This window comes from Fictibacillus halophilus (genome assembly GCF_042680145.1).
GTDB lineage: Bacteria > Bacillota > Bacilli > Bacillales > Fictibacillaceae > Fictibacillus > Fictibacillus halophilus_A.
The window spans coordinates 1,120,103-1,144,193 of sequence record NZ_JBHTNQ010000001.1; the positions used below are offsets into that span (position 1 = coordinate 1,120,103).

At 39.6% G+C, this 24,091-nt stretch carries 21 protein-coding genes; all 21 read left to right on the top strand.

Translation table 11 applies throughout. The features are described 5' to 3' along the window. Positions 1 to 4: 4 nt before the first annotated feature. The 21 genes from ACFQ4X_RS05915 (at position 5) to ftsZ (ending at position 23,940) form a co-directional block, all read left to right on the top strand. Positions 5 to 1,546, top strand: coding sequence for an acyl-CoA carboxylase subunit beta (locus tag ACFQ4X_RS05915; protein ID WP_379833677.1), 1,542 nt, complete (start codon positions 5 to 7; stop codon positions 1,544 to 1,546). Between the two features lie 86 nt (positions 1,547 to 1,632). After that, positions 1,633 to 2,526: a ketopantoate reductase family protein gene (locus tag ACFQ4X_RS05920; RefSeq protein ID WP_379833678.1), complete on the top strand. Its 894-nt coding sequence runs from the start codon at positions 1,633 to 1,635 to the stop codon at positions 2,524 to 2,526. Positions 2,527 to 2,530: 4 nt separating this feature from the next. Further along, entirely contained in the window at positions 2,531 to 2,914 is a 384-nt protein-coding gene (locus ACFQ4X_RS05925; protein ID WP_379833680.1) for a DUF3397 domain-containing protein, read from the top strand. A gap of 80 nt (positions 2,915 to 2,994) precedes the next feature. Beyond that, positions 2,995 to 4,617, top strand: a complete 1,623-nt coding sequence (gene bshC / locus ACFQ4X_RS05930; protein WP_379833681.1) for a bacillithiol biosynthesis cysteine-adding enzyme BshC — start codon at positions 2,995 to 2,997, stop codon at positions 4,615 to 4,617. A gap of 128 nt (positions 4,618 to 4,745) precedes the next feature. Next, positions 4,746 to 5,177, top strand: coding sequence for a division/cell wall cluster transcriptional repressor MraZ (mraZ, locus tag ACFQ4X_RS05935; protein ID WP_379833683.1), 432 nt, complete (start codon positions 4,746 to 4,748; stop codon positions 5,175 to 5,177). Positions 5,178 to 5,210: 33 nt separating this feature from the next. Continuing rightward, a complete protein-coding gene (gene rsmH / locus ACFQ4X_RS05940) occupies positions 5,211 to 6,143 on the top strand; it encodes a 16S rRNA (cytosine(1402)-N(4))-methyltransferase RsmH (RefSeq protein WP_379833685.1) in 933 nt (310 codons plus the stop codon). A gap of 15 nt (positions 6,144 to 6,158) precedes the next feature. Further along, the gene (gene ftsL / locus ACFQ4X_RS05945; RefSeq protein ID WP_379833686.1) at positions 6,159 to 6,524 is read left to right on the top strand and encodes a cell division protein FtsL; all 366 of its coding nucleotides are present in this window, start codon (positions 6,159 to 6,161) and stop codon (positions 6,522 to 6,524) included. A 15-nt stretch (positions 6,525 to 6,539) separates the two neighbouring features. After that, positions 6,540 to 8,759: a penicillin-binding protein gene (locus tag ACFQ4X_RS05950; protein WP_379833688.1), complete on the top strand. Its 2,220-nt coding sequence runs from the start codon at positions 6,540 to 6,542 to the stop codon at positions 8,757 to 8,759. A 71-nt stretch (positions 8,760 to 8,830) separates the two neighbouring features. Beyond that, positions 8,831 to 10,765: a stage V sporulation protein D gene (locus ACFQ4X_RS05955; RefSeq protein ID WP_379833689.1), complete on the top strand. Its 1,935-nt coding sequence runs from the start codon at positions 8,831 to 8,833 to the stop codon at positions 10,763 to 10,765. Between the two features lie 100 nt (positions 10,766 to 10,865). Further along, on the top strand, positions 10,866 to 12,332 hold the full coding sequence (locus ACFQ4X_RS05960; RefSeq protein WP_379833691.1) for a UDP-N-acetylmuramoyl-L-alanyl-D-glutamate--2,6-diaminopimelate ligase: 1,467 nt from the start codon (positions 10,866 to 10,868) through the stop codon (positions 12,330 to 12,332). Further along, positions 12,329 to 13,711: a UDP-N-acetylmuramoyl-tripeptide--D-alanyl-D-alanine ligase gene (locus tag ACFQ4X_RS05965; RefSeq protein WP_379833692.1), complete on the top strand. Its 1,383-nt coding sequence runs from the start codon at positions 12,329 to 12,331 to the stop codon at positions 13,709 to 13,711. The genes ACFQ4X_RS05960 and ACFQ4X_RS05965 overlap by 4 nt, the downstream gene beginning before the upstream one ends. Next, entirely contained in the window at positions 13,708 to 14,682 is a 975-nt protein-coding gene (gene mraY / locus ACFQ4X_RS05970; RefSeq protein WP_379833694.1) for a phospho-N-acetylmuramoyl-pentapeptide-transferase, read from the top strand. Before ACFQ4X_RS05965 ends, mraY begins: the two co-directional genes overlap by 4 nt. After that, positions 14,683 to 16,035, top strand: coding sequence for a UDP-N-acetylmuramoyl-L-alanine--D-glutamate ligase (gene murD / locus ACFQ4X_RS05975; protein WP_379833695.1), 1,353 nt, complete (start codon positions 14,683 to 14,685; stop codon positions 16,033 to 16,035). A gap of 63 nt (positions 16,036 to 16,098) precedes the next feature. Then, positions 16,099 to 17,172, top strand: a complete 1,074-nt coding sequence (gene spoVE, locus ACFQ4X_RS05980; RefSeq protein ID WP_379837058.1) for a stage V sporulation protein E — start codon at positions 16,099 to 16,101, stop codon at positions 17,170 to 17,172. Between the two features lie 437 nt (positions 17,173 to 17,609). After that, a complete protein-coding gene (gene murB, locus ACFQ4X_RS05985; RefSeq protein ID WP_379833697.1) occupies positions 17,610 to 18,521 on the top strand; it encodes a UDP-N-acetylmuramate dehydrogenase in 912 nt (303 codons plus the stop codon). Between the two features lie 241 nt (positions 18,522 to 18,762). Further along, entirely contained in the window at positions 18,763 to 19,542 is a 780-nt protein-coding gene (locus tag ACFQ4X_RS05990; protein ID WP_379833698.1) for a cell division protein FtsQ/DivIB, read from the top strand. After that, positions 19,529 to 20,224 carry a DUF881 domain-containing protein gene (locus ACFQ4X_RS05995; RefSeq protein ID WP_379833700.1) on the top strand — a complete coding sequence of 232 codons (696 nt, stop codon included), beginning with the start codon at positions 19,529 to 19,531 and terminating at the stop codon, positions 20,222 to 20,224. The genes ACFQ4X_RS05990 and ACFQ4X_RS05995 overlap by 14 nt, the downstream gene beginning before the upstream one ends. Before the next feature lie 5 nt (positions 20,225 to 20,229). Continuing rightward, complete coding sequence (locus tag ACFQ4X_RS06000) at positions 20,230 to 20,937, top strand: DUF881 domain-containing protein (protein ID WP_379833701.1); 708 nt, start codon at positions 20,230 to 20,232, stop codon at positions 20,935 to 20,937. A gap of 1 nt (position 20,938) precedes the next feature. After that, positions 20,939 to 21,292, top strand: a complete 354-nt coding sequence (locus ACFQ4X_RS06005) for a small basic family protein (RefSeq protein ID WP_066289181.1) — start codon at positions 20,939 to 20,941, stop codon at positions 21,290 to 21,292. A gap of 142 nt (positions 21,293 to 21,434) precedes the next feature. Beyond that, entirely contained in the window at positions 21,435 to 22,715 is a 1,281-nt protein-coding gene (gene ftsA / locus ACFQ4X_RS06010) for a cell division protein FtsA (protein ID WP_379833703.1), read from the top strand. 31 nt (positions 22,716 to 22,746) lie between these two features. Next, positions 22,747 to 23,940: a cell division protein FtsZ gene (ftsZ, locus tag ACFQ4X_RS06015; protein WP_379833704.1), complete on the top strand. Its 1,194-nt coding sequence runs from the start codon at positions 22,747 to 22,749 to the stop codon at positions 23,938 to 23,940. Positions 23,941 to 24,091 lie beyond the last annotated feature (151 nt).

Genomic DNA, 24,091 nt, shown 5'->3' on the forward strand with positions numbered 1-24,091 from the left:
GTACATGATGGTAGCAAAATTAGAAAATCAGCTAAAAGAGAAAATTGAACAGATTGAAGCTGGAGGAGCACAAAAGTATCATGAAAAAAACAGTGCTCAAAACAAAATGTTCGTTCGTGACCGTCTAAAACAATTATTCGATAATGGTGAATATACAGTAGAAGATGCTAAATTTGCCAACAACCAAGCAGGTGATCTGCCTGCGGATGGTGTTGTTACTGCGATTGGCAAAATGGGCGGAAAAACGGTTTGTGTTATGGCAAATGACTCTACAGTAAAAGCAGGATCATGGGGAGCGCGAACTGTAGAAAAAATAATCCGTATTCAAGAAACGGCTCAAAAACTTAAAGTGCCGATGCTGTATCTTGTTGACTCAGCTGGAGCAAGAATAACAGATCAGATCGACATGTTTCCAAATCGGCGCGGAGCAGGGAAAATCTTTTATAATCAAGTGAAGATGTCAGGGATGATCCCTCAAATCTGTATTTTATTTGGTCCTTCTGCTGCGGGCGGAGCATACATCCCAGCATTCTGTGATGTTGTTATCATGGTTGACCAAAATGCTTCCATGTATTTAGGAAGTCCGCGTATGGCTGAAAAAGTTATTGGCGAAAAAGTAACGCTTGAAGAAATGGGCGGAGCAAGAATGCATTGTTCAATTAGCGGATGCGGTGATGTTCTGGCTGCTGATGAGACAGAAGCAATTGAAGAAGCTCGCAGTTATCTTTCTTATTTCCCTAGTAACTATAAAGAAAAAGCACCGGTTTCTGAAGCTCTTTCTCCAAAAGCAGGGAGAGAGCTCGAGGAGATTGTTCCAGAAAATCAAAACGTTCCTTTCGATATGTACGAGTTTATCGATGGATTAATTGATGAGGGCAGCTTCTTTGAGATGAAAAAGCTGTTCGCGCAAGAAATCGTTACTGGATTTGGACGTATTGACGGAAAGCCGGTTGGTATTATTGCAAATCAGCCTAAAGTAAAAGGCGGAGTATTATTTGTAGATTCAGCGGATAAAGCTGCACGTTTTATCACTCTCTGTGATGCTTTCTCAATTCCGCTTCTTTTCTTATCAGATGTTCCTGGCTTTATGATTGGGACAAAAGTTGAAAGAGCAGGAATTATCAGACATGGTGCAAAACTGATAGCTGCGATGAGCGATGTTACGGTTCCTAAAATCTCTGTAATCGTTCGTAAAGCATATGGTGCTGGTCTTTATGCAATGGCAGGCCCTGCTTTTGAACCAGACTGCTGTTTGGCGCTTCCGACAGCGCAAATTGCTGTAATGGGGCCTGAAGCAGCAGTAAATGCTGTCTATTCCAATAAAATTAACGAGATTGAAGATGTGAAAGAGCGAATTCAATTTGTCCAGCAAAAACAACAGGAATATAAAGAGCATATTGATATTTACAAGCTTGCATCAGAAATGATCATTGATGATATCGTTTCCCCTTCATCCCTTAGAGATGAACTTAAGAACCGATTTAGTTTCTATGAAAACAAAGAAATGATTTTCAGTGAACGCAAACATCCAGTATATCCTGTTTAAAATACTGCCCCTCCCTTCAAAAGGAGGGGTAATTTCTTTTATATGGTAAAATAATACTAAGAAAATTGATGACAAGGAGGCTTTCTATGAAAGTCGGTGTGATCGGCGGAGGAGCAATCGGCTTATTAATCTCTTATTTCCTCAAATTGAACGGGCATGAACCTGTTATATATACACGAACCAGTGCACAAGCTGAATTTTTAAACCAAAATGGAATTACATATAGGAATCAATCAAGCAAAGAAAATAAAGTTAACGTTCAAGCACTCCACGTAAATGAATATTCAGGTGAAGAATCGTACTGCATTATTTCGGTGAAACAAACTTCGATCTCGGAATTATTCTTTTTAAAAGATGAAAATTTCCAAGAAGTATCGTACTTGTTTTTGCAGAACGGGATGAGCCATATAAAATTTTTAGAAAATCTTCCGCAAATGAACCTCTCAGTGGGAGTTGTGGAGCACGGAGCACTTAAAGATGGATTGTCTTCTGTTAATCACCTGGGAGAAGGAAGAATTAAAGTTTCATCTTTTAAAGGTGATTCATCATCTGAATGGATTGAAATTCTTCATGGTTTAAATTTCCCTGTCACTGCAGAGAGCAATTGGGAAGAAATGCTGTACAAAAAATTAATTATCAATTCCTCCATAAATCCAGTAACTGCAATACTTAGAATACCGAACGGTCAATTGATAGAAAATGAATATGCTCTTTCAATCATGAAGGAACTTTTTGAAGAAACAATCTTAGTTTTGGATATGACGGATAAACGAGGTGAACTATGGAAGGAATTGTTAGTCCTTTGCAGAAATACTTCATTTAACCGTTCTTCTATGCTAAAGAGCGTCGAAAGCGGACAGCAAACTGAAATAGACAGCATAACAGGTGAAATTATAGAGCGTGCAAAAAAAAGCAACTTACAGATTCCTTGTTCTATGCATGTGTTTAAAGCTGTTAAAGCATTGGATTGGAGAGGATGAGTAATTGTCTAGTGTTTTAGGTGCGGTTATTGCTACTTTCATAACGGTGCCGTATCTTGTCTTTTTTGTTGTTAAAAAGAGCATCTATAAAGTAACCCGGAAGAAAAGAAAAGCTTTTAAAATAAGTACGGATGTAACAACCTTTTTTTTATTTCTTTCCATTGAAAGAATGACAGTTGAAATATGGGGTCAATCTTATTATTGGGTATTAATCTTATTGTTTATATCAGGATGTGTAATGATCACGGTAATGATCTGGAAAAATGACCTGGACCTGTCGATGGGGAAAATCTTCAGGCTGAACTGGCGGCTGCAGTTTTTGCTCCTTACTTTTGGCTATTTTTCATTAATGACATACGGGATAATCGAACGTATTCTTGAGGCTTAGAGCATATCTTTTATAACCATAGCTGTTTCTTTGCTATACTCGTTAAGGATGTAATTGATATGCAGAAAGGAAGTACATGAATGAGACTGGAGGAAATAAAACTTCAGACATCGCCATTTCTAGAGATGTACTTAAATGGAGATGAGGATGCTGCCAGTTTTTTTGATTACAAAGAGCCCTTTAACAACAGAGATTTTTTAACTAGACAGCAGGAGTTAAAGCATCATACTTTTCCAAGAAATGAACTGACTGAATACTTGTCGTCATACAACCAAAAGATTGGTACTTCAGACAAAACATTGAATAACATTCAAAAGCTAAAAAGCAGTGATGGAATAGCAGTTGTCGGAGGGCAGCAAGCCGGCCTTCTTACCGGACCGCTTCTCGTTATCTATAAATGTATCAGCACGATTCAGTTAGCCAAACAGGCAGAAAAAGAACTTGGAGTTCCTGTGGCTCCTGTTTTCTGGATAGCAGGTGAAGATCATGATATGGATGAGATAAACCATGTTATGGTTCCTAAGAATGATACAGCTAAGAAAATTTCATTAAAAGCAGCGTCATCAGTGAAATCCTCTGCTTCACTGTGGCAATGGGATCCTGATGATGTAAAGCCTTGGCTACAAGATGTTTTCCGTTCGTTCGGAGAAACTGCTTTCACAAATGACTTCTTTGCACAAACTGAACGTTTTCTTTATGATTCAGACTCTATCGTGACCTTTTTTGCAAAGCTTCTTTCACACTGGTTTTCAGACGAAGGATTAATATTACTGGATTCAGGTGATCCGGAATTCAAAAAACTTCAATCCGAATATCTAGAAAAGATGATTCGCAACAATCTTGATATCGATCAGGCTTTTAGATTACAAACAAAGAATCTGAACGATAAGGGATTTAATGATCCGATTGAAGTTCAAGAAAACAATGCTCATTTGTTTTACACAAAAAATGGGGAGCGTATTCTATTATTTCGAAATGAATATGGTTTTACTTCTAAAGAAAAGGACTTTACTATTTCTGAAGATGAATTATTGAAAGAAGCTGCACTTTATCCAGAGAAGTTCAGTAATAATGTAGTGACTCGTCCTTTAATGCAGGAGTTCCTGCTGCCTGCTTTATCCTTTATAGCAGGTCCGGGAGAAATTTCATATTGGGCATCACTTGGAAAAGTCTTTCATCATTTTGACCGTAAGATGCCTGTGGTGATGCCAAGGCTGTCCATAACACTTGTTTCGCAAAGGATTAATGGACTCTTAGGTTCTAAGAAACTTAGAGCGGAACAGGTGTTAGTGGAAGGAACCGAAAAGTACAAAAGAGATTGGTTCGATGAGAACAGACCTGTTGAGACGAACGATTCAATAGAGACTGTGAAATCCGATATCGCAAAATCATATTCGCAGCTGGTAAAGCTTGCTCAAGAGATAGATCCTAAGCTGCTCCCCGTCACGGAGCAAAACTTGAACCGTATTTTATCTGAGATTGATTATATGGAACAAAAGATGGAACAGCGTGTCAGGAAAAAAGTAAAGGTTCCGCTGGCTGAATTTGATGAAATTATGCTGGAATTAAAACCAGGCGGAGTATTGCAAGAAAGAGTGTGGAACGTTTATCAATATATGAACGAAGAAGGCTCAGATTTAATAAAAGACCTCTTAGAATTCCCTTTTTGTTTCAATGAAAAACATAAAATTGTTTTCCTATAAAAATTAAAAAATATTTTCGAAAAAATCCTGTGAGACAGCAGGATTTTTTTTTTTGTAAACGAATAATACTTGTAGTGGTGAAAAGTGGAGTGTTGTGGTAGATTTAGGGGAGAAAGTGGGGTGATCATATGTTCATGGGAGAGTATCAGCACAGCATCGATGACAAAGGACGTATGATCATCCCCTCCAAATTTCGTGAAGAACTAGGCACCGAGTTTATTTTGACTCGCGGGTTGGATCAATGTGTATTCGGTTATCCTTTAAGTGAGTGGAAGGTTATTGAGGAAAAATTAAAGAGCCTGCCATTTACTAAAAAGGATGCACGGGCATTTACCCGTTTTTTCTTTTCTGGAGCTGCTGAATGTCAGCTTGATAAACAGGGAAGAGTGAATATTGCATCTCCGCTCAGAGACTATGCAAAACTAGAAAAGGATTGCGTAGTTATAGGTGTGTCGAATAGAATTGAGATTTGGAGCAAATCAATTTGGGAAGAATACTTCTCAAAATCAGAAGATTCTTTTGGTGAGATTGCAGAGAGTCTTATGGACTTTGATTTATAAACCCTTAAGTTTACAGCAGAAAGGAATTTTCCATTGTTTGACCATATAACAGTTTTAAAACAAGAATCAGTAGATGCATTAAACATTAAGCCAGATGGAATTTATGTTGATTGTACGTTGGGTGGGGCAGGCCATAGTGCACTTATACTGTCCCAATTAGAAACAGGGCATTTATATGCTTTTGACCAAGATGACAAAGCGATCGAAAATGCACGGCAGGTGTTGAAAGAATATGAAGGGAAGTTCACGATCGTCCGCAGCAATTTCCGGTACATAAAAGAAGAGCTGAACCGCCTTGGGGTACATGAAGTAGATGGGATTCTTTTCGATCTTGGGGTTTCATCACCGCAGCTTGACGAGGCAGACAGGGGATTCAGTTATCAGCATGATTCTGAATTAGATATGCGAATGGATCAGACTAGTGAACTTACAGCGAAACAAATTGTAAATGAATGGTCTTTTAACGAGTTGATGAAGATTATTTCTCGATATGGCGAAGAGAAGTTCGCTAAGCAGATCGCTCGGAAAATTGAAGCGGCCAGAGAGAAAAAAGAGATTCAAACAACCGGTGAACTTGTCGAAATAATAAAGGACGCTATACCTGCACCTGCAAGAAGAACAGGTGGTCATCCGGCAAAAAGGACATTTCAAGCCATTCGCATTGCAGTTAATGATGAACTGAACGCCTTTGAAGATGCACTAAAAGACTCCATTGAAATATTAAATATCGGTGGACGTATTGCAGTCATCACGTTTCATTCACTTGAAGATCGTGCGTGTAAAAATATACTAAAAAAAGCGAGTACGGGCCCGGAACTCCCTCCAGGGCTGCCTGTAATACCAGAAGAATACAAACCAACTTTAAAACTGATCACACGCAAACCAATAGTGCCAACAGAGAACGAGCTTGAAGAGAATAGAAGATCTCGATCAGCGAAACTAAGAATTGCCGAAAAGCAGAAATAGAGAGGAGAAATAGTATTGAGTAATTTAGCATATCAAGTTCAAAAACAACAATTACAAACACAAGCACAGCCGCAAAGAAATCCTAGACCGGTCGAACAGCCATCACGAAAGCTTTTTACAAAAGGTGAAGTGATCCTGTGGGGAATGATGGGAGTTGTATTAATAGCTGGTCTTGTGTGGCTTATTTCACTATACGCATCTGTATATCAGACAACTGCTAAGGTTGAAACAATCCAAAGAGATATCTCAGCTGAAACTAAGATCGTAGAAGATTATCACCTACAAGTAACAGAATTAAGCAACCCAGAGCGCATCATGAAAATCGCTAAGGAACAAGGTTTTATTTTTGATGATAAAAACGTAAAAGTTGTTCAGGACTAAAAAGCAGGTGTTGTTATGAAATTAAAAAGAAAAAATGTAGGAGCAGGTATTCTTATGGTTTTGTTTACCGTGCTCTTTTTTGTTTTAACAAGCAAGTTCTTTGTCGTGGCATCTTCTCAATCCGCTGAAGGTGTAGATTTAATCGAGTATGGAAAAAGAAAATGGATGAAGAGCGATGTTCTTGATGCGAAGCGCGGAACGATGTTTGACAGGAATGGTGAAGTAGTTGCACAAGATATTCCCTCTTACAGTGTTATTGCAATTCTTGATAAGAATTACCCGAATCATATCAAGGATCCAGAAGAAGCTGCTGAAAAGTTAGCCAACGTTCTTGACACTGATAAAGAAAACTTAGTTGAATTGCTAAGCAAGGAAGGCCGATTTCAGATTGAGATACCTTCAGGCCGAAAAGTTTCTTACCGTAAAAAGGAACAGATTGAAGACCTGAAGATTCCTGGAATTGATTTTCTTAGAGAATCCAGACGTTACTATCCTAATCAAACATTTGCCTCTCATGTTATAGGTTATACAGGAAATGGTGAAAAAGGCGTTCAAGCTGGATTGATGGGTCTCGAGAAATCATTGAATAAATATTTGCAGGAAAAGGACGGAAAGATTACATTTCTTGGAGATGCATTCAGCCGTGCTATCCCTGCCAATAAAGAATCGATTGAAAAACCTAAGCATGGTCAGGATGTCTATCTGACAATCGATGAAAAGATCCAGTTATACTTGGATGAGGCTATGCAGGAAGCGGCTAAAGAATATGAACCAGAAAAGATTACAGGAATTGTTGCAGACCCTAAAACAGGAAGAATACTAGCAATGAGCAACTATCCAGCTTTTAATCCGAATCAAAAAGATATTGAAAACTATACAAATTTTGCGGTTTCTTATCCTTTTGAACCAGGGTCAACCATGAAAATCTTCACATTGGCAGCAGCTATTGAGGAAGGCAAATATAACGGAAATGAACAGTTCCAGTCAGGTTCATACAAGCTTCCGAACATCGGACGCCCGATATATGATCATAACCGCAAGGGCTGGGGAACGATCACTTACAATGAAGGGGTACAAAACTCTTCCAACGTAGCATTTTCGAAATTAGTACGTGAAAAATTGGGCTATGAAAAATTCAGAAGCTACATCTCTAAATTTGGATTGGATCAAAAAACAAACATTGATCTGCCCAATGAGAAGAACGGATCTATCCTATATAACTATGAAATTGAAAAAGTAACAACTGCGTTTGGACAAGGTTCAACCATTACACCTATCCAACAGATACAGGCGGCCACGGCGATTGCGAATGGCGGCAAAATGATGCAGCCATATGTTATCGATAAAATTATGAACCCTGAAACAAAAAAGGTGGTTCTAGATAATGAACCAAAAGTAAAAGGCAAGCCGATTTCAGAAGGCACTTCCAAGCAAGTCAGAGACATTTTAGAAACGGTTGTAACCGAGGGAACAGGGAAGCCATACATGATTGATGGCTACAGTGTTGCTGGTAAAACAGGTACTGCACAGATTCCGGGGAAAGATGGAAAATACATTTCAGGATGGGGAGAAAATGTCTTTTCATTTATTGGGATGGCACCTAAAGATGACCCTAAACTACTAGTCTATGTTGCTGTCGAACGCCCAAAGGTTGAATTTCCAGAAATGGGATCTACACCAACAGCGAATATTTTTACAAGTGTTATGAAAAGCAGCCTGCAATATTTAAACATCCAGCCGGAAGCGAAAGAAAAACTGAATAAATCCAAAGCGAAAAAAACATATGGTAAGGAATTGGATAATTACACCGGACAATCCGCTAAGGAAGCAAAATCCGAACTTGAAAAGTTAGGCATGCATGTTTCTGTTATTGGCTCTGGAGATGAGGTCATAAAGCAGGAGCCATATGAAGGAGCTTATGTCATCAAGGGAGAGCGTGTTATTTTACGGACTTCAGGCGATGCCAAAATGCCGGATTTAACAAACTGGTCCTATATGGACATACTTCGACTAAGTAAGCTTCTGGGACTGAAAGAAACAATCACAGGCAGCGGATTTGCTGTCAAACAAAATGTTAAGGCAGGAAGCCCGGTAAAAGCGGGAGATTACCTGGTGGTTCAGCTTGAAGCACCAAAGGAAACAGAACCTGTATCAGAAGAAAATAGTGAAGAGACAGAACAGAACGGCGAAGGAACGGAGCAAAACAGCGAAGAGGAAACCATAGTAACTGACTGAGTGATAATATGTTCTATGCGCTTGTGTACAAGCATATATTTGAAACGAACCATACAGAGGAGGTATTGTATGTGCGAGTTTCAAATGTAACAGTACGCAGGCGCTTAATTTTTGTTCTTGTATTTGGACTAGCATTCTTTTTTGTTATATCGGTCCGCCTTGGATATGTACAGTTCGTTTTAGGGAACATGCTGACAGATCAAGCGCTGGATTCTTGGAGCCGTAATATTCCTTTTGAACCTAAGCGAGGTAAGATCGTTGATAGAAATGATGTAGTACTCGCTACGAATATCAGTGCTCCGACGGTCTTTGTTGTGCCAAGACAGGTGAAAGAACCGGACGAAACAGCTGAAAAGCTGGCAGCGGTTCTGAATATATCAAAAACCGAAGTCTATAAGAGAATTACTAAAAAAGAATCGATTGTAAGAATTGATAATGGCGGCAGGAAGATCAGCAACAACAAAGCGAAAGAGGTAGAAGCATTAAATCTATCAGGCGTGTTTGTAGCTGAAGACAGCAAGCGTCATTATCCTTATGGTGCCTATCTTTCTCATGTGCTGGGTTTTGCAGGTATTGACAGTCAGGGCTTAACAGGTCTGGAACTATATTATGATGATCAATTAAACGGTAAAAAAGGACATGTTTCTTTTTTCTCTGATGCCCGCGGCAGGAGAATGCCTTCTTTATCTGATAAATATGAAAAACCTAAAGACGGTTACGATCTGCGTCTTACGACTGATTCCAGAGTTCAGACGATCATAGAGCGGGAATTGGATATTGCACAAGCCACCTACAATGCAGATGGAGCGATTGCAATCGCTATGAACCCTAACACGGGTGAAATTTTAGGTATGAGTTCAAGACCAGATTTTGACCCGGAAGAATATAAACGTGTAGCACCTGAAGTATATAACCGCAACTTGCCGGTTTGGGCTCAGTATGAACCTGGTTCTACTTTTAAGATTATTACACTTGCAGCTGCACTAGAAGAAGGCAAAGTGGACCTTGAAAATGACCACTTTCACGATCCGGGTTCGATTGAAGTTGCGGGGCGAAAGCTGAAATGCTGGAAAGCAGGGGGGCACGGCAGCCAGAGCTTTTTAGAAGGTGTCCAAAACTCTTGTAACCCGGGCTTTGTTATTTTAGGGCAGCGATTAGGAAAAGATAAATTGTTCTCGTATATAAAAGATTTTGGATTTGGCGAAAAAACGGGGGTTGACCTTGCAGGTGAAGGAAAAGGGATCCTATTCCCGCTTGATCGTGTAGGTCCGTTAGAACTAGCAACAACTGCTTTCGGCCAGGGGGTTTCCGTAACACCTATTCAGCAAGTTGCAGCCGTTTCTGCGGCCGTAAATGGGGGTTACTTGTACGAACCATATATAGCTAAAGAGTTAGTTGACCCTGTAACGGGTAAAGTAGTCAGTAAGCAAACTCCAAAACTTAAAAGAAAAGTTATTTCAGAAGAAACATCCAAAGAAGTCAGACACGCTTTAGAAAGTGTAGTTGCTCAAGGAACAGGGAAAAATGCATTTGTAGATGGTTACCGTGTTGGCGGTAAAACAGGTACTGCCCAAAAAGCAGAGGGCGGCGTCTATTTAAAAAATAATCATATCGTTTCATTTATAGGAATGGCACCGGCGAACAAGCCTGAGATTGTCGTATACGTTGCGATTGATAATCCGAAAGATACATTGCAGTTCGGGGGTATTGTAGCTGCGCCAATCGTTGGGAATATAATTGAAGACAGTCTTTCCGCAATGGGTGTGGCAAAACAAAAAGGGCAGATCGAGAAAGAAAAGACATGGCTGGATGCCCCGGAAGTTGTCGTGCCAAATTTAGTAGGAAAGAAAACAAAAGAGCTGACAAATCTATTATACAATTTAAAAATTGAAACATCCGGCAAAGGGAATTACATCGTTCAGCAAGCGCCACAAGCAGGAGTAAAGCTTCAAGCAGGAAAGACGATCCGTTTATTTTTGGGTGACAAAAAAGATGTGGAAGATTAAAATGGAAGATGTACACATAGCCAAGCGCGTAATCTTGCCTTGGCTTATTTTTCTTAATATGTTGAATTTCTAAGGATGATTAGAGGAGAGGTCAGGATTAATGGAATTAAGAGAATTGCTTACATATTTAGTGAACTATGAAATGGATATTGAAGCCAATCCTGAAATTACCTCTGTTGAAATGGACTCGAGGAAAGCGGGGAAAGGCTGTCTGTTTGTTTGTATTGAAGGGGTAATATTTGACGGCCATGATTTTGCTGAGATTGCTGCGAAAAATGGTGCAGCAGCAATATTAGCTGAGAAGGATATAGATGTTAACATTCCTGTAATTAAAGTTAAGAACTCTAAAAAGGCGCTGGCTGTATTGGCAGATGCCTTCTATGGACATCCCTCACAAAAATTACATTTAATCGGAATCACTGGAACAAATGGCAAGACAACAACATCTCACCTTATTGAAAAAGTTTTTCGTGATGCAGGCAGAAGTACTGGAATGATCGGTACAATAGAAATGAAAATTAAAGATCAAAGTTTTAAAGTAGCGAATACTACACCTGATTCTTTATTTCTTCAAAACGCTTTCTATAGAATGACTCAGGAAAAAGTTGATGCAGCAGTAATGGAAGTATCTTCACATGCTCTTGATCAGGGACGCGTCTGGGGCTGTGATTTTGATATTGCCATCTTTACGAATCTTACACAGGATCACCTGGACTACCATAAAAATATGGAAGAATATCAGTTTGCTAAAAGTCTTTTGTTCTCTCAAATGGGCAATACTTATCATAAAGCAGATCGAAAAGTAGCCGTACTCAACAACGATGATCCAGCTTCTAAAATGTTTGAGAGAGTTACATCTGCACAAGTGATTTCTTACGGGATCGACAATGATAGCGATGTTCGAGCTGCAAACATAACTATTGGCTCAAAAGGAACTTCGTTTACACTGATTACACCAAAGGGTTCTAGGGAAGTTACACTTAAGCTTATCGGTAAATTTTCCGTTTATAACGTGCTGGCAGCTATTACAGCATGCTTATTATCAGGATTAGAACTTGATCAGATTATTTCATCTCTTGAAGATGTAACTGGCGTTTCAGGCAGATTTGAACCTGTAATAGCAGGACAGGATTTTACGGTTATTGTTGACTATGCACATACACCTGACAGTTTGGAAAATGTTTTAAGAACGATTAAAGAATTTGCAAAAGGAAGTATCACTGCAATTGTAGGCTGCGGAGGCGACCGTGATAAAACAAAGCGCCCTTTAATGGCAGGCATTGCTGCAGACTTAGCGGACTCAGCTATTTTCACAAGTGATAATCCGCGCACAGAGGACCCGCTTCAAATTCTAAAGGATATGGAAGAGGGAGCAGATGAAGGAAGTTATGTGACGATTCCTGACCGAAAAAAAGCAATCGAATATGCGGTTGAGCGTGCAAAAACAAATGATGTTATACTTATTGCCGGCAAGGGCCACGAGACTTATCAGATAATTGGAAAAGACGTGTTTGATTTCGATGATAGAATCGTTGCACGTGAAGCGATTAAGGCGGTGAAAAAATGAAGCTGGATATAAAGGAACTGGTGGCATTAGCAGACCGCTCATCCGGTAAGAAAGAAAACATTTTACTAGAAAGTGTTTCAAAAGATACAAGACAAAAAACGGAGAACGCTCTTTACCTCCCAATTGCAGGAGAGCGGTTTGATGGGCACGATTTTTTACTGGATGCCATTAAACAAGGGTGTATCGCTACTGTCTGGCAAGAAGGTAAGGAACTTCCTGCCGGGCTCTCAGAGGATTTCCCTGTACTTTACACAACAGACACAGTAGAGTACTTGCAAAAAATATCTAAGTATTTCCTTAGAAAAGTTAATCCTGTAGTAGTTGCAGTAACAGGCAGCAATGGCAAAACTACCACAAAGGACATGATTGAAAGCGTGTCTTCAACAAATTTCAAAACATTTAAGACACAAGGGAACTATAACAATCATATTGGGCTTCCTTTAACCATCCTAGCTATGGAGGAAACAACGGAAGTTTTAATACTTGAAATGGGAATGAGCAACTTTGATGAGATTTCCCTTTTAAGTAAAATTGCTGAACCAGATGCTGCAGTTATTACAAACATCGGTGAAAGCCATCTTGAACAGCTTGGCAGCCGTGAAGGTATAGCAAAAGCAAAACTTGAGATTGCTGATGGGTTAAAACAGGGCGGTCTGCTCATCATTGATGGTGATGAACCGCTTCTTTCACATGTAAAGGGTGAAAATGTTCTTAAAGTCGGTTTTGGAGATTCTTGTACTCTTAAATTATCCAACTTGCAGACTGACGCACAAGGTGTTTCTTTTACATTGGAAGAGGGAACATCTGTCTACCGCATCCCTATGCTCGGACGGCATAATATTAAAAATGCGGCATATGCAATTGCAATTGGGCATTACTTAAATATAGAAGAAAATAAAATCCAAGAAGGACTTGAAAATCTTAAAGTTACTTCAATGAGATTAGAGATGAAAAAGGGCCGAAAAGGTACGCTTCTTATAAACGATGCGTATAATGCGAGTCCAACGAGTATGATAGCTGCACTTTCAACGCTTGCAGAATTAAACGATATCTCCAGAAAAGTCGCAGTACTTGGAGATATGTATGAACTCGGCTCTACTGAAGAAAACATGCATCGAAAAGTAGCTGATCATGTTGCTGCTTCAATTAACCATGTAATTACAGTTGGAGAAAAAGGAGCATGGATTGCAGACGAGTTAAAGAAACAAAACCGAAAAGACCTTGAAGTTATCCAATGTCTGACAAAAGAAGAAGCGCAGGAACCAATTGAAAAGCTCTTATCGAAAGACACTGCTATTCTTTTTAAAGCATCTAGAGGGATGGTTTTAGAAACCCTAATTTCTACATTTACAGAAGAAGAACAGGAGTCGAAAAAATGATTGAGCAAGTTTTACTATTTACATTAGTTGCATCCTTCTTGTTAGCAGTATTAAGCTCACCTTTTTTTATACCTTTTTTAAGAAGGCTGAAGTTTGGGCAAAGCATTCGAGATGAAGGACCTAAATCTCATCAGAAGAAACAAGGAACACCAACCATGGGTGGGATTGTTATCGTCTTAGCCCTTGTGGTCGCTACATATGCGATGACTGCAAAGTTTTTCACCATTACCACTGAAACGCATCTTCTTCTTCTTGTGACATTAGGCTATGCACTCATAGGATTTTTAGATGATTTTATTAAAGTAGTAAAGAAAAGAAACCTTGGATTAACTTCCAAACAGAAGCTTGTTGGACAGCTGATCATTGCGGCTCTCTTTTATTTAGGATTAAAATTGATCGATTTTTCCACGGCGGTTAATATCCCTGGAACTGATTTTTCGTTTGACCTCGGGTGGTTTTATCCGGTCTTTGTACTATTTATGTTAATCGGTGCTTCTAACGCAGTAAATCTTACAGACGGGCTTGATGGTCTTCTGGCTGGAACGGCAGCTATAGCATTCGGTGCTTTTGCGGTATTAGCTTCAACGATGCTTCAATTTGAAGCGGCAATCTTCTGTGTAGCAGTTGTTGGTGCCGTTTTAGGTTTCTTAGTGTTTAATGCGCACCCTGCAAAAGTGTTTATGGGTGATACCGGCTCACTCGCACTAGGCGGTGCAATAAGTGCTGTTGCGATTTTAACGAAGATGGAAATTCTGCTTGTTATCATTGGGGGAGTTTTTGTAATCGAAACACTTTCGGTAATGATCCAGGTAACCTCTTTTAAGCTTACAGGCAAACGGGTATTTAAAATGAGCCCGCTGCACCATCATTATGAACTGTCTGGCTGGAGTGAGTGGCGCATTGTAGTTACTTTCTGGCTTGTTGGACTTGTATTTGCAGCATTAGGAATTTATTTAGAGGTGTGGGTTTAAATGAAGAACAAAGAGTTTTTTACAGGTAAAAACATTTTAATTGTAGGATTGGCCAAAAGCGGTTTTGCTGCAGCAAAACTGCTTCATTCTTTTGGAGCAAATGTTGCAGTAAATGACAGACAGCCAAGAGATGGAAATGCTGAGGCAGAAATGCTTGAACAGATCGGAATTTCCGTAGAGTGCGGCGGACACCCATTAAGCCTGCTTGAGGGTGACATTGATTTTTTGGTAAAGAATCCTGGTATTCCTTATGAGAATACATTGATTGCTGAAGCAGTAAAACGAAATATACCTGTGTATACAGAAGTAGAGATCGCGGGTCTGATTTCTGAAGCATCTATTATTGCCATAACAGGCTCAAATGGGAAAACAACAACTACGACATTAATTGGAGAGATGCTAAAGAACAGCGGTAAAACACCAGTTGTTGCAGGTAATATCGGCACTGTTTTTTCTGAAGTAGCTGCAAAATCAACTTCTCAAGATATCCTTGTAGCTGAGTTATCCAGCTTTCAGCTGATGGGTACAGAAAAATTCAAACCGCAAATCTCTGTCTTCTTGAATCTATTTGAAGCGCATTTGGACTATCATGGCTCTGTGGATGAGTATGGAAAAGCAAAAGCGAAGATTACCGAGAATCAAGATCAGAACGATTTTGTAATCTACAATGCAGATGACGAACGTGTTTCAGAGCTTATGAAACATTCAAAAGCAAAGCATATTCCATTTTCAGTTAAAAAACAGCTGAAAGAAGGAGCATATATTCATGAAGACGGACTGTATTTCCAAGATAGGAAGATCATTGAGCTGAAAGAAATCGTGCTTCCTGGAGAACACAACTTGTCCAATATTATGGCGGCAGTTGCAGCGTCTATGCTTGCAGGTGCATCAACAGAACAAATTGGGAAAGTGTTAACAACCTTTGCTGGTGTAACTCACCGTCTTCAATATGTGTGCGAGGTTGAAGGAAGGCGTTTTTATAATGACTCAAAAGCTACGAATATATTAGCAACAAAAGCAGCCCTTTCAGCTTTTGAAAAGGATGTTATCCTCCTGGCTGGTGGTCTCGACAGAGGAAATTCATTTGATGACCTCATTCCATCTTTAAAACATGTAAAAGTACTTGTCACATTCGGCCAGACGGCAGAAAAAATGGCTGTTGCAGGAAGACAAGCAGGAATAGAAACGATAAAACGTGCTGATAATGTGGAAGAAGCTGTTCCCTTGGCATACAGCCATTCAAAAGATGGTGACGTTATATTGCTTTCTCCTGCTTGTGCAAGCTGGGATCAATATAAGACTTTTGAACAAAGAGGGGACATGTTTATCAACTCCGTGCATAAACTTAAATAAGGTTTGTACAAATAACAAGAGTTGAGGTGTTTCCCTTTGCCTGCAACGAGATCAACCCCTGATATGATTATGATTGTTGTTACGCTTATGCTGTTATCCGTCGGGATCATCATGGTCTATAGCGCCAGCGCAGACTTGGGACAGTATAAGATGGATGATTCATTCTTTTTTGTGAAACGGCAAATGTTGTTTGCTGGAGTAGGAATTGCAGCGATGTTCTTTATTATGAATATCAACTATATGACTTGGAGAGTATGGTCAAAAATTCTTCTTATCATTTGCTTTTTTCTTTTAATCGCTGTATTAATTCCTGGTGTTGGAATGGTTCGCGGCGGTGCCAGAAGCTGGATTGGCGTCGGAGCTTTTTCTATCCAGCCCTCTGAATTTATGAAGCTAGCGATGATTGTCTTTTTGGCAAAATATTTATCCGAACATCAAAAGAAGATTACATCATTAAAAAAAGGCTTGCTGCCTACACTTTCTTTAGTAATGGTCGCTTTCGGAATGATTATGCTCCAGCCTGATCTCGGTACAGGTGCAGTTATGGTTGGAACGAGTATTGTTATGCTTTTCGTTGCTGGTGCTCGAATCTCTCATTTTGTTGGAATGGGGCTAATAGGATTAATTGGGCTCGCAGGATTAATTATTTCAGCTCCTTACCGAATTAAACGAATTACCTCCTTTTTAGATCCTTGGAGCGATCCGTTAGGAAGCGGTTTTCAGATCATTCAGTCACTTTATGCACTGGGACCAGGAGGGCTTTTGGGCCTAGGGCTGGGACAGAGCCGGCAAAAGTTTGGATATTTGCCAGAACCGCAAACAGATTTTATTTTTGCGATTATTTCAGAGGAACTAGGATTTATCGGTGCGGTTTTTGTTTTAATCCTGTTCAGTTTGCTTTTATGGAGAGGTATTAGGATCGCACTTGGAGCACCTGACCTTTTTGGTTCCTTTTTAGCGATCGGCATCATAGGGATGGTTGCTATTCAAGTAATGATCAACATTGGAGTTGTGACAGGGCTTATGCCAGTAACCGGGATTACCCTTCCATTTTTAAGCTATGGAGGTTCTTCTCTTACACTTATGCTTGCCTCAATCGGAGTAATATTGAATATTAGCCGCTACGCTCGGTATTAATACTTGAGTTTCAAAGAGAATTCTCTTATTCTAAACATAGTGAAGATTCAATGGCTACCCTGTCGCATATGGCAGGGTATCTTCTTTTTTTAAAAAGTATTCTCTAAAGATTCTTGTTTTTAATTTGTTTTTAGTAATGAGCTTCGTTGACAAGTTGATTGGAGCGGAAGGTGCGAGACTCCTGCAGATCAGCGGGACAGGTGAGACTCCTAAAGGCGCAAAGCGCGAGGAGGCTCACCGCACGCCCTGCGGAAAGCGAGCATCCCACAGCGGAAATCAACTACTTACAATACCATTTTCTTTAGACAAAATAGCAATAAACACAATTTTTCTTTCGAATACTACTTTGTTGATGTTTATGAATCGTTTAAACATGGAAAAGAATAGTGCATAACATATAAATAGAGTTATGCGTGATGAATGTAGGGGGTTTTATAATGTTAAACCAATTAGCTGATACGTTAAAAAATGAAGACTTAGGAACTGTATTATTAAATGAACCGTTAAAGAACCACACAACATTAAAAATCGGCGGTCCAGCCGATCTTTATTTCGAACCGAAGAATATTGACGCCCTTAAAAAAGCAATTGTTTACTTGAAAGAAGCGAATATTCCAATCCGTGCAATAGGAAGAGGATCCAATCTCCTCGTTGCAGACGGCGGTATCGAAGGCGCAGTTATCAAAGTAGGGGAGGGGCTAAATCATCTAAAACAAGATGATAAAAAGATTACAGTTGGCGGAGGATACTCTTTAATTCCGCTTGCCACTCTAATGTCCCGAGAAGCTTTTACAGGACTTGAATTTGCTGCCGGAATTCCTGGTTCTGTGGGCGGTGCTGTATTCATGAATGCCGGGGCGCATGGTTCTGATATGTCTCAAATCGTTGAAAAAGCACTTATTCTTTTTCCTGACGGTGAACTGAAATGGCTGTCGAATGAAGATCTGGGTTTTTCATATCGCACATCTGTGCTTCAAAAAACAGGCGGAATCTGTGTTGAAGCTGTCTTGGTGTTAGAAAAAGGCGATAAGGAAACAATTATGGCTGAACTTAAAAAAAATAAAGACTATAGAAGAAATACACAGCCATGGAACTTTCCGTGCTGCGGAAGTGTTTTTCGGAATCCACTGCCTAATTACGCTGGACAGCTGATTGAATCGTCAGGTCTTAAAGGTACGAAGATCGGCGGAGCGCAAATATCAGAAATGCATGCGAATTTCATCGTAAATACCGGTGATGCTAAGGCGAAAGACGTTTTGGATCTTATAAGTTTTATCCAAAAGACGATTAAAGAAAAGCATGGAATCGACATTGAAACAGAAGTAGAAATCATCGGCCGAAATGAATAACAAAAAATTGGATAAATAGTGCTAAATTGGGACTTATCCGTGCTATAATACAGAGAACAAGAAAAAAATGACCAATGACGTTGTGAAGCGAAGAATCAGTTTCGTTTAATCCTGATAAATCGGCTGTATATTAAGCCTTTATATGTAGGGCTTGGCGTCTTTAGCCAAGTTCTTTTATTTGATTAAGACAGTTGGGCATTTAGTTTCTTTCTTGTACTATATGATAAAACGGAGGAAGAGGATGGACAAGGTGAAGGTTGTCAAGATTGAGGACCGAATTCCGAAGCTGAAAGAACATCGTAAACAAAAAGCGAATCGCCGCCTGATATTTTACTTGTCCTTTTTCTTCCTGTTATTAGTGGTCGTTGTATATTTTCAATCTGATTTAAGCCATGTTAAAAAAATAACTGTTTCAGGGAATTACTTTGTAACTGATGATGAGATTTTAGAAAAGAGCCGGATTTCAACTAATACAAAGTACTTAAATATATCAGAAGAAAGCATACAAAAAAGACTCGATTCGATTTCTGAGATAAGCTCTGTTTCCATTGAAAAGAAATTCTTTAATCATGTTGCGATCAACGTTAAAGAATATCAGCGGGTTGGTTATTTTAAAAAGGACAATACATATTATCCGATGCTGCAAAACGGAAAGATGCTTGAACCTCTTAATAAAAATGAGAGACCGGTAAATGCTCCTGTTATTGTAAGTTGGAAAGATCCTGAGCAACTGGAGACGATGGCACAGGAACTGCAAAAACTGCCAGAGGGAATCATTCACCGTATTTCCGAAATTACTCATACGCCTGATTCGGACAATCCTAGCAAACTGACATTGTTTATGACAGACGGAAATAAAGTAGTTACTTCAATATCCAAGTTTTCAGAAAGACTTTCTGCTTACCCTTCTTTGATAAGCGAAATTAAACCAGATGAAAAAGGTACATTTTACTTAGGAATAAGTACGCGATTTGAACGATACAACCGAGAAGTTACGGAGGAAAAAAATGAGGAAAATTAAAGGGATGCATCTCTTTTTGTCTCTTATCCTTCTAGTTACCGGTTTCATTTTATCCTTCTCCTACCAAAGAGCTCAAGAAGAACAAAAAGAAGCTGTCAAAACTGACGAGTGGAAGAAAGAAGATTCCTTGCGCAGCCAAATATTAAGACTACAAAAAACAAACCGAGAACTAGCAAACGAACTAATTGGTTTTCAGCAGAGTGTTGAAAAAAAAGAAAATAAATTTGCTGATCAGGAAGAAATCTCCACTAAACTCGTAGAAGATTTGAAAGAGCTCAGGATGGTAGTAGGGAATGTAAAAGTGAAAGGGGAGGGGGTAGAAGTAACACTTCAAGACTCCTCCTATATCCCAGAAGGTGAGAACCCGAATAATTATATTGTTCATGAAGAACATATTAGAAGTGTAATAGATGAACTTCATGTTTCAGGGGCAGAAGCAATTGCGATCAATGGCCAGAGAATATCACATGACACTTATATTGCATGTATTGGACCTGTTGTAAGTGTTGATGGCAATCAGTATCCTGCACCATTTGTGATTACAGCCATTGGAAATTCATCCACACTGGAAAAATCATTGAATCTATATATCGTAGATAAAATTGTGAATGATGGTGTGGAAGTAAGAGTGGAGAAGGAAAGCGCGATCGAGATGGAGCCATTTATAACAGAAGAGGGATGAGTAAGTTGAAAGATAAACAATTTATGTTTGCAACTATTGCCCTCATTATAGGCGGAATGCTGGCGATCCAGTTTGAGACCACAAATAACCCGATCATAAGAGACACACGAGATCTATGGGAACTAAGAGCTGATCTGGAAAAAGAAAAACAGCGTCAGCAGGAGCTTAATGAGGAACTTCAGCGTTATAGCGAGCTTTTGACTAAATATAAGACTGAAGGAAAAGACGAAAAAATTGATGCAATGGAAAAAGCTTTGGCAGATTTAAAAAAACAGGCAGGATTAACTACGGTGAGCGGTCAAGGAATCGTAATGACTATCGAACCTTTTAATGACGAGCTAATCGGAGTAGATCGCCCTCTGCCACAGATTGACCCTGATATGCTTAGAAGACTTGTTAATGAATTAAATAGGTATGATGCAAAAGAGATCAGCATTGATGGACAGCGCATTATATCAAAAACACCGATCCGGGAAGTAAATGGCGACATTTACATAAACAACGAGCCTGTTTCAACTTTTCCTATAGAAATTAAAGTGTTGGCAAAAAACAATGAAAAACTGCATCAGAAAATCATTGCTTCACCTGCTGTTGAAGAGTTTATAAGGGAAGACTTCCTTGTAGAATCTGCTCCTGCAGAGAAAGTGATACTGCCAGCATTTGATGAAGATGTAAAAGTGAAGTTTATGAAACCGGCAAAGGAGGAAACATAAGATGTGGTTACCGGTACTTGGACTTTTACTAGGTCTTTTATTAGGTTTCATGTCTGATATCCGGGTCCCTCCTGAATACTCAAACTATTTATCAATAGCTGTTTTGGCTGCATTGGATACTTTGTTTGGAGGTATCCGAGCACATCTGCAGGGCAGTTTTGAAGATAAAGTGTTCATTACAGGTTTTTTCTTCAATATTTTACTGGCTGCCGGGCTAGCTTATCTAGGAGTACACCTGGGTATTGACCTATATTTAGCCGCAATTTTTGCATTCGGAGTAAGGCTGTTTAATAATATCGCAGTTATTCGGCGTCTATTAATCTCAAAATGGTCAGACTCACGTAAAAAGGCCTAAAAAATTTGAAAAAACGGTAAAAAAAAAGAGGGATAACCCGTTGCTTGTGGAATTTATTCCATAAATAAGCGAAAATGAAGGAATTTTGTTCATCTTTAATAGATGAAGATTTAATGGATGAAAGGTTAGGAGGTGCCACAGAATGAACAGCAATGAAATTTATGTAAGTTTAGACATCGGTACATCCAATATTAAAGTGATCATTGGAGAAATGACCAGTGAATCCTTTAATGTTATTGGTGTTGGCCATGCGAAATCAGCTGGAATCAGAAAAGGTTCCATTGTAGATATTGATGAAACTGTTCGTTCCATAAGAAAAGCCGTTGAACAGGCAGAAAGAATGTTAGGTATCCCTATCAATGCCGTTATAGTAGGTGTGAAAGGAAACCATATCCAGCTTCAGCCTTGTCACGGAGTTGTAGCAGTTTCTAGAGAAGATCGTGAAATTGGCGATGAGGATATTGCTAGAGTAATAGAGGCAGCTCAAGTCATGTCAGTGCCTCCAGAAAGAGAAATTATCGATGTTATTCCACGTCAGTTCATTGTTGATGGAACAGATGAAATCATTGATCCAAGAGGAATGCTTGGGGTACGATTGGAAATGGAAGGAACGGTTATTACCGGTTCTAAAACCATCTTACATAACTTACTTCGATGTGTGGAAAGAGCAGGTCTTACAGTAGCTGATATTTGTCTAGAACCTTTAGCTACTTCATCAATTGCTCTTTCACGCGATGAAATGGAGCTTGGAGTGGCACTGATTGATATCGGCGGTGGTTCAACAACGCTTTCCGTTTTCGATCAGGGGACGATGCAATTAACTTCAGTTCTTTCGATTGGCGGAGACTTTATTACAAAGGATATATCAATCGGATTAAGAACATCTGCAGAAGATGCAGAAAAAATCAAACTAAAACACGGTCATTCTTTTGTCGATTATGCATCTAAAGATGAAACATTCACCGTGTCACAGATTGGCTCTTCACAAGAACAAGAAATTTCACAATATGAGCTTTCATTAATCATCGAGGCGCGTATGGCTGAAATTTTTGAAATGATTGATGATGAACTGCATCAGCGCGGATATTCTGAACTCCCAGGCGGTTTTGTCATCACCGGGGGAGTAGCAGCCATTCCAGGAGTATTGGAATTAGCTCAGGATATATTCCAGCAGAATGTAAGGGTTTCATTGCCTGATTATATCGGTGTAAGAGAACCGAAGTTTACAGCAGGAGTGGGGCTCATTCAATTTACTCACAAAAATATTAAAGTACAAGGAAAAGAAGTTGCTTCTGCATTAGCTGAAAATGCAGGGGAGCCTTTGCCAAAGAAAAAACAGTCCAGCCAGAAGCCGGCACAAGAGAAACAACCCGGCGGAATGAAATCAAAAGTGAAAGACTGGTTTGGTTTATTTTTTGAATAACTTAAGGAACTAGTCATTAGGAGGAACGCTCATGTTAGAGTTTGATATGAATATGGATCAATTGGCAACGATTAAAGTTATTGGTGTTGGCGGCGGCGGAAGCAATGCTGTTAACCGAATGATTGAACACGGAGTACAAGGTGTGGAATTTATTTGTGTTAATACAGACGCACAAGCCTTGAACCTTTCAAAGGCGCCTGTAAAAATGCAGATTGGCACTAAGTTAACAAGAGGACTTGGAGCAGGTGCAAATCCTGAAATCGGTAAAAAAGCTGCTGAAGAAAGCCGCGAACAGATCGAAGAAGCTCTTGCTGGAGCTGACATGGTTTTCGTAACGGCTGGAATGGGCGGAGGAACTGGAACAGGTGCTGCCCCAGTAGTTGCTGAAATCGCTAAAGATTTAGGCGCACTTACTGTTGGTGTAGTAACGAGACCTTTTACATTTGAAGGCCGCAAACGTTCTACGCAGGCAGTTGGCGGAATTTCTGTATTTAAAGAAAAAGTAGATACACTTATCGTAATTCCAAACGACCGCTTACTAGAAATCGTTGATAAAAATACACCAATGCTTGAAGCTTTCCGTGAAGCAGATAACGTACTTCGTCAAGGTGTACAAGGTATCTCTGACTTAATTGCTGTACCAGGTTTGATTAACTTGGACTTTGCAGACGTTAAGACAATTATGACTGAACGCGGATCTGCACTTATGGGTATAGGTGTTGGTACTGGTGAAAACCGTGCAGCTGAAGCAGCAAAAAAAGCCATTTCATCTCCGCTTCTTGAAACGTCAATCGACGGAGCAAAAGGTGTATTGATGAATATTACTGGCGGAGCTAACTTAAGTCTCTACGAAGTAAACGAAGCTGCTGATATTGTTTCATCAGCATCTGACCCAGAAGTTAACATGATCTTTGGTTCTGTAATTAACGAAGAATTAAAAGATGAAATCCTAGTAACTGTAATTGCAACTGGTTTTGATGAGAACGAAAAGCTAGTGAATAATCAGCAAAGAGCTGAGCGTCCGAGAATGCAGCAATCTCCTGCATCTTCTAATCAATCTCACTCAAATCAAAGTCAGCCGCAATCACAGGGACAGTCTCAATCACAGTCACGCGAGGAAAACCAGTCTGAATCAAGAAGCAACAATTCTTATTCCAATGCTGATTCAGATACGTTGGATATTCCAACATTCCTTCGTAACCGCAGCCGTAACAGAAGAAGATAAATACAAAAATAAAAGCATGTTCTCTTCGATAGAGAGCATGCTTTTTTATTTTGTTAGTTTTTAAAGGGTCTTTTCTAAAAGAAGTCTTGTATTCAAGGTTGCTTTTGTTAGTAGATGATTTCCGCTCCAGGTTGCTCGCTTTCCACGCTGC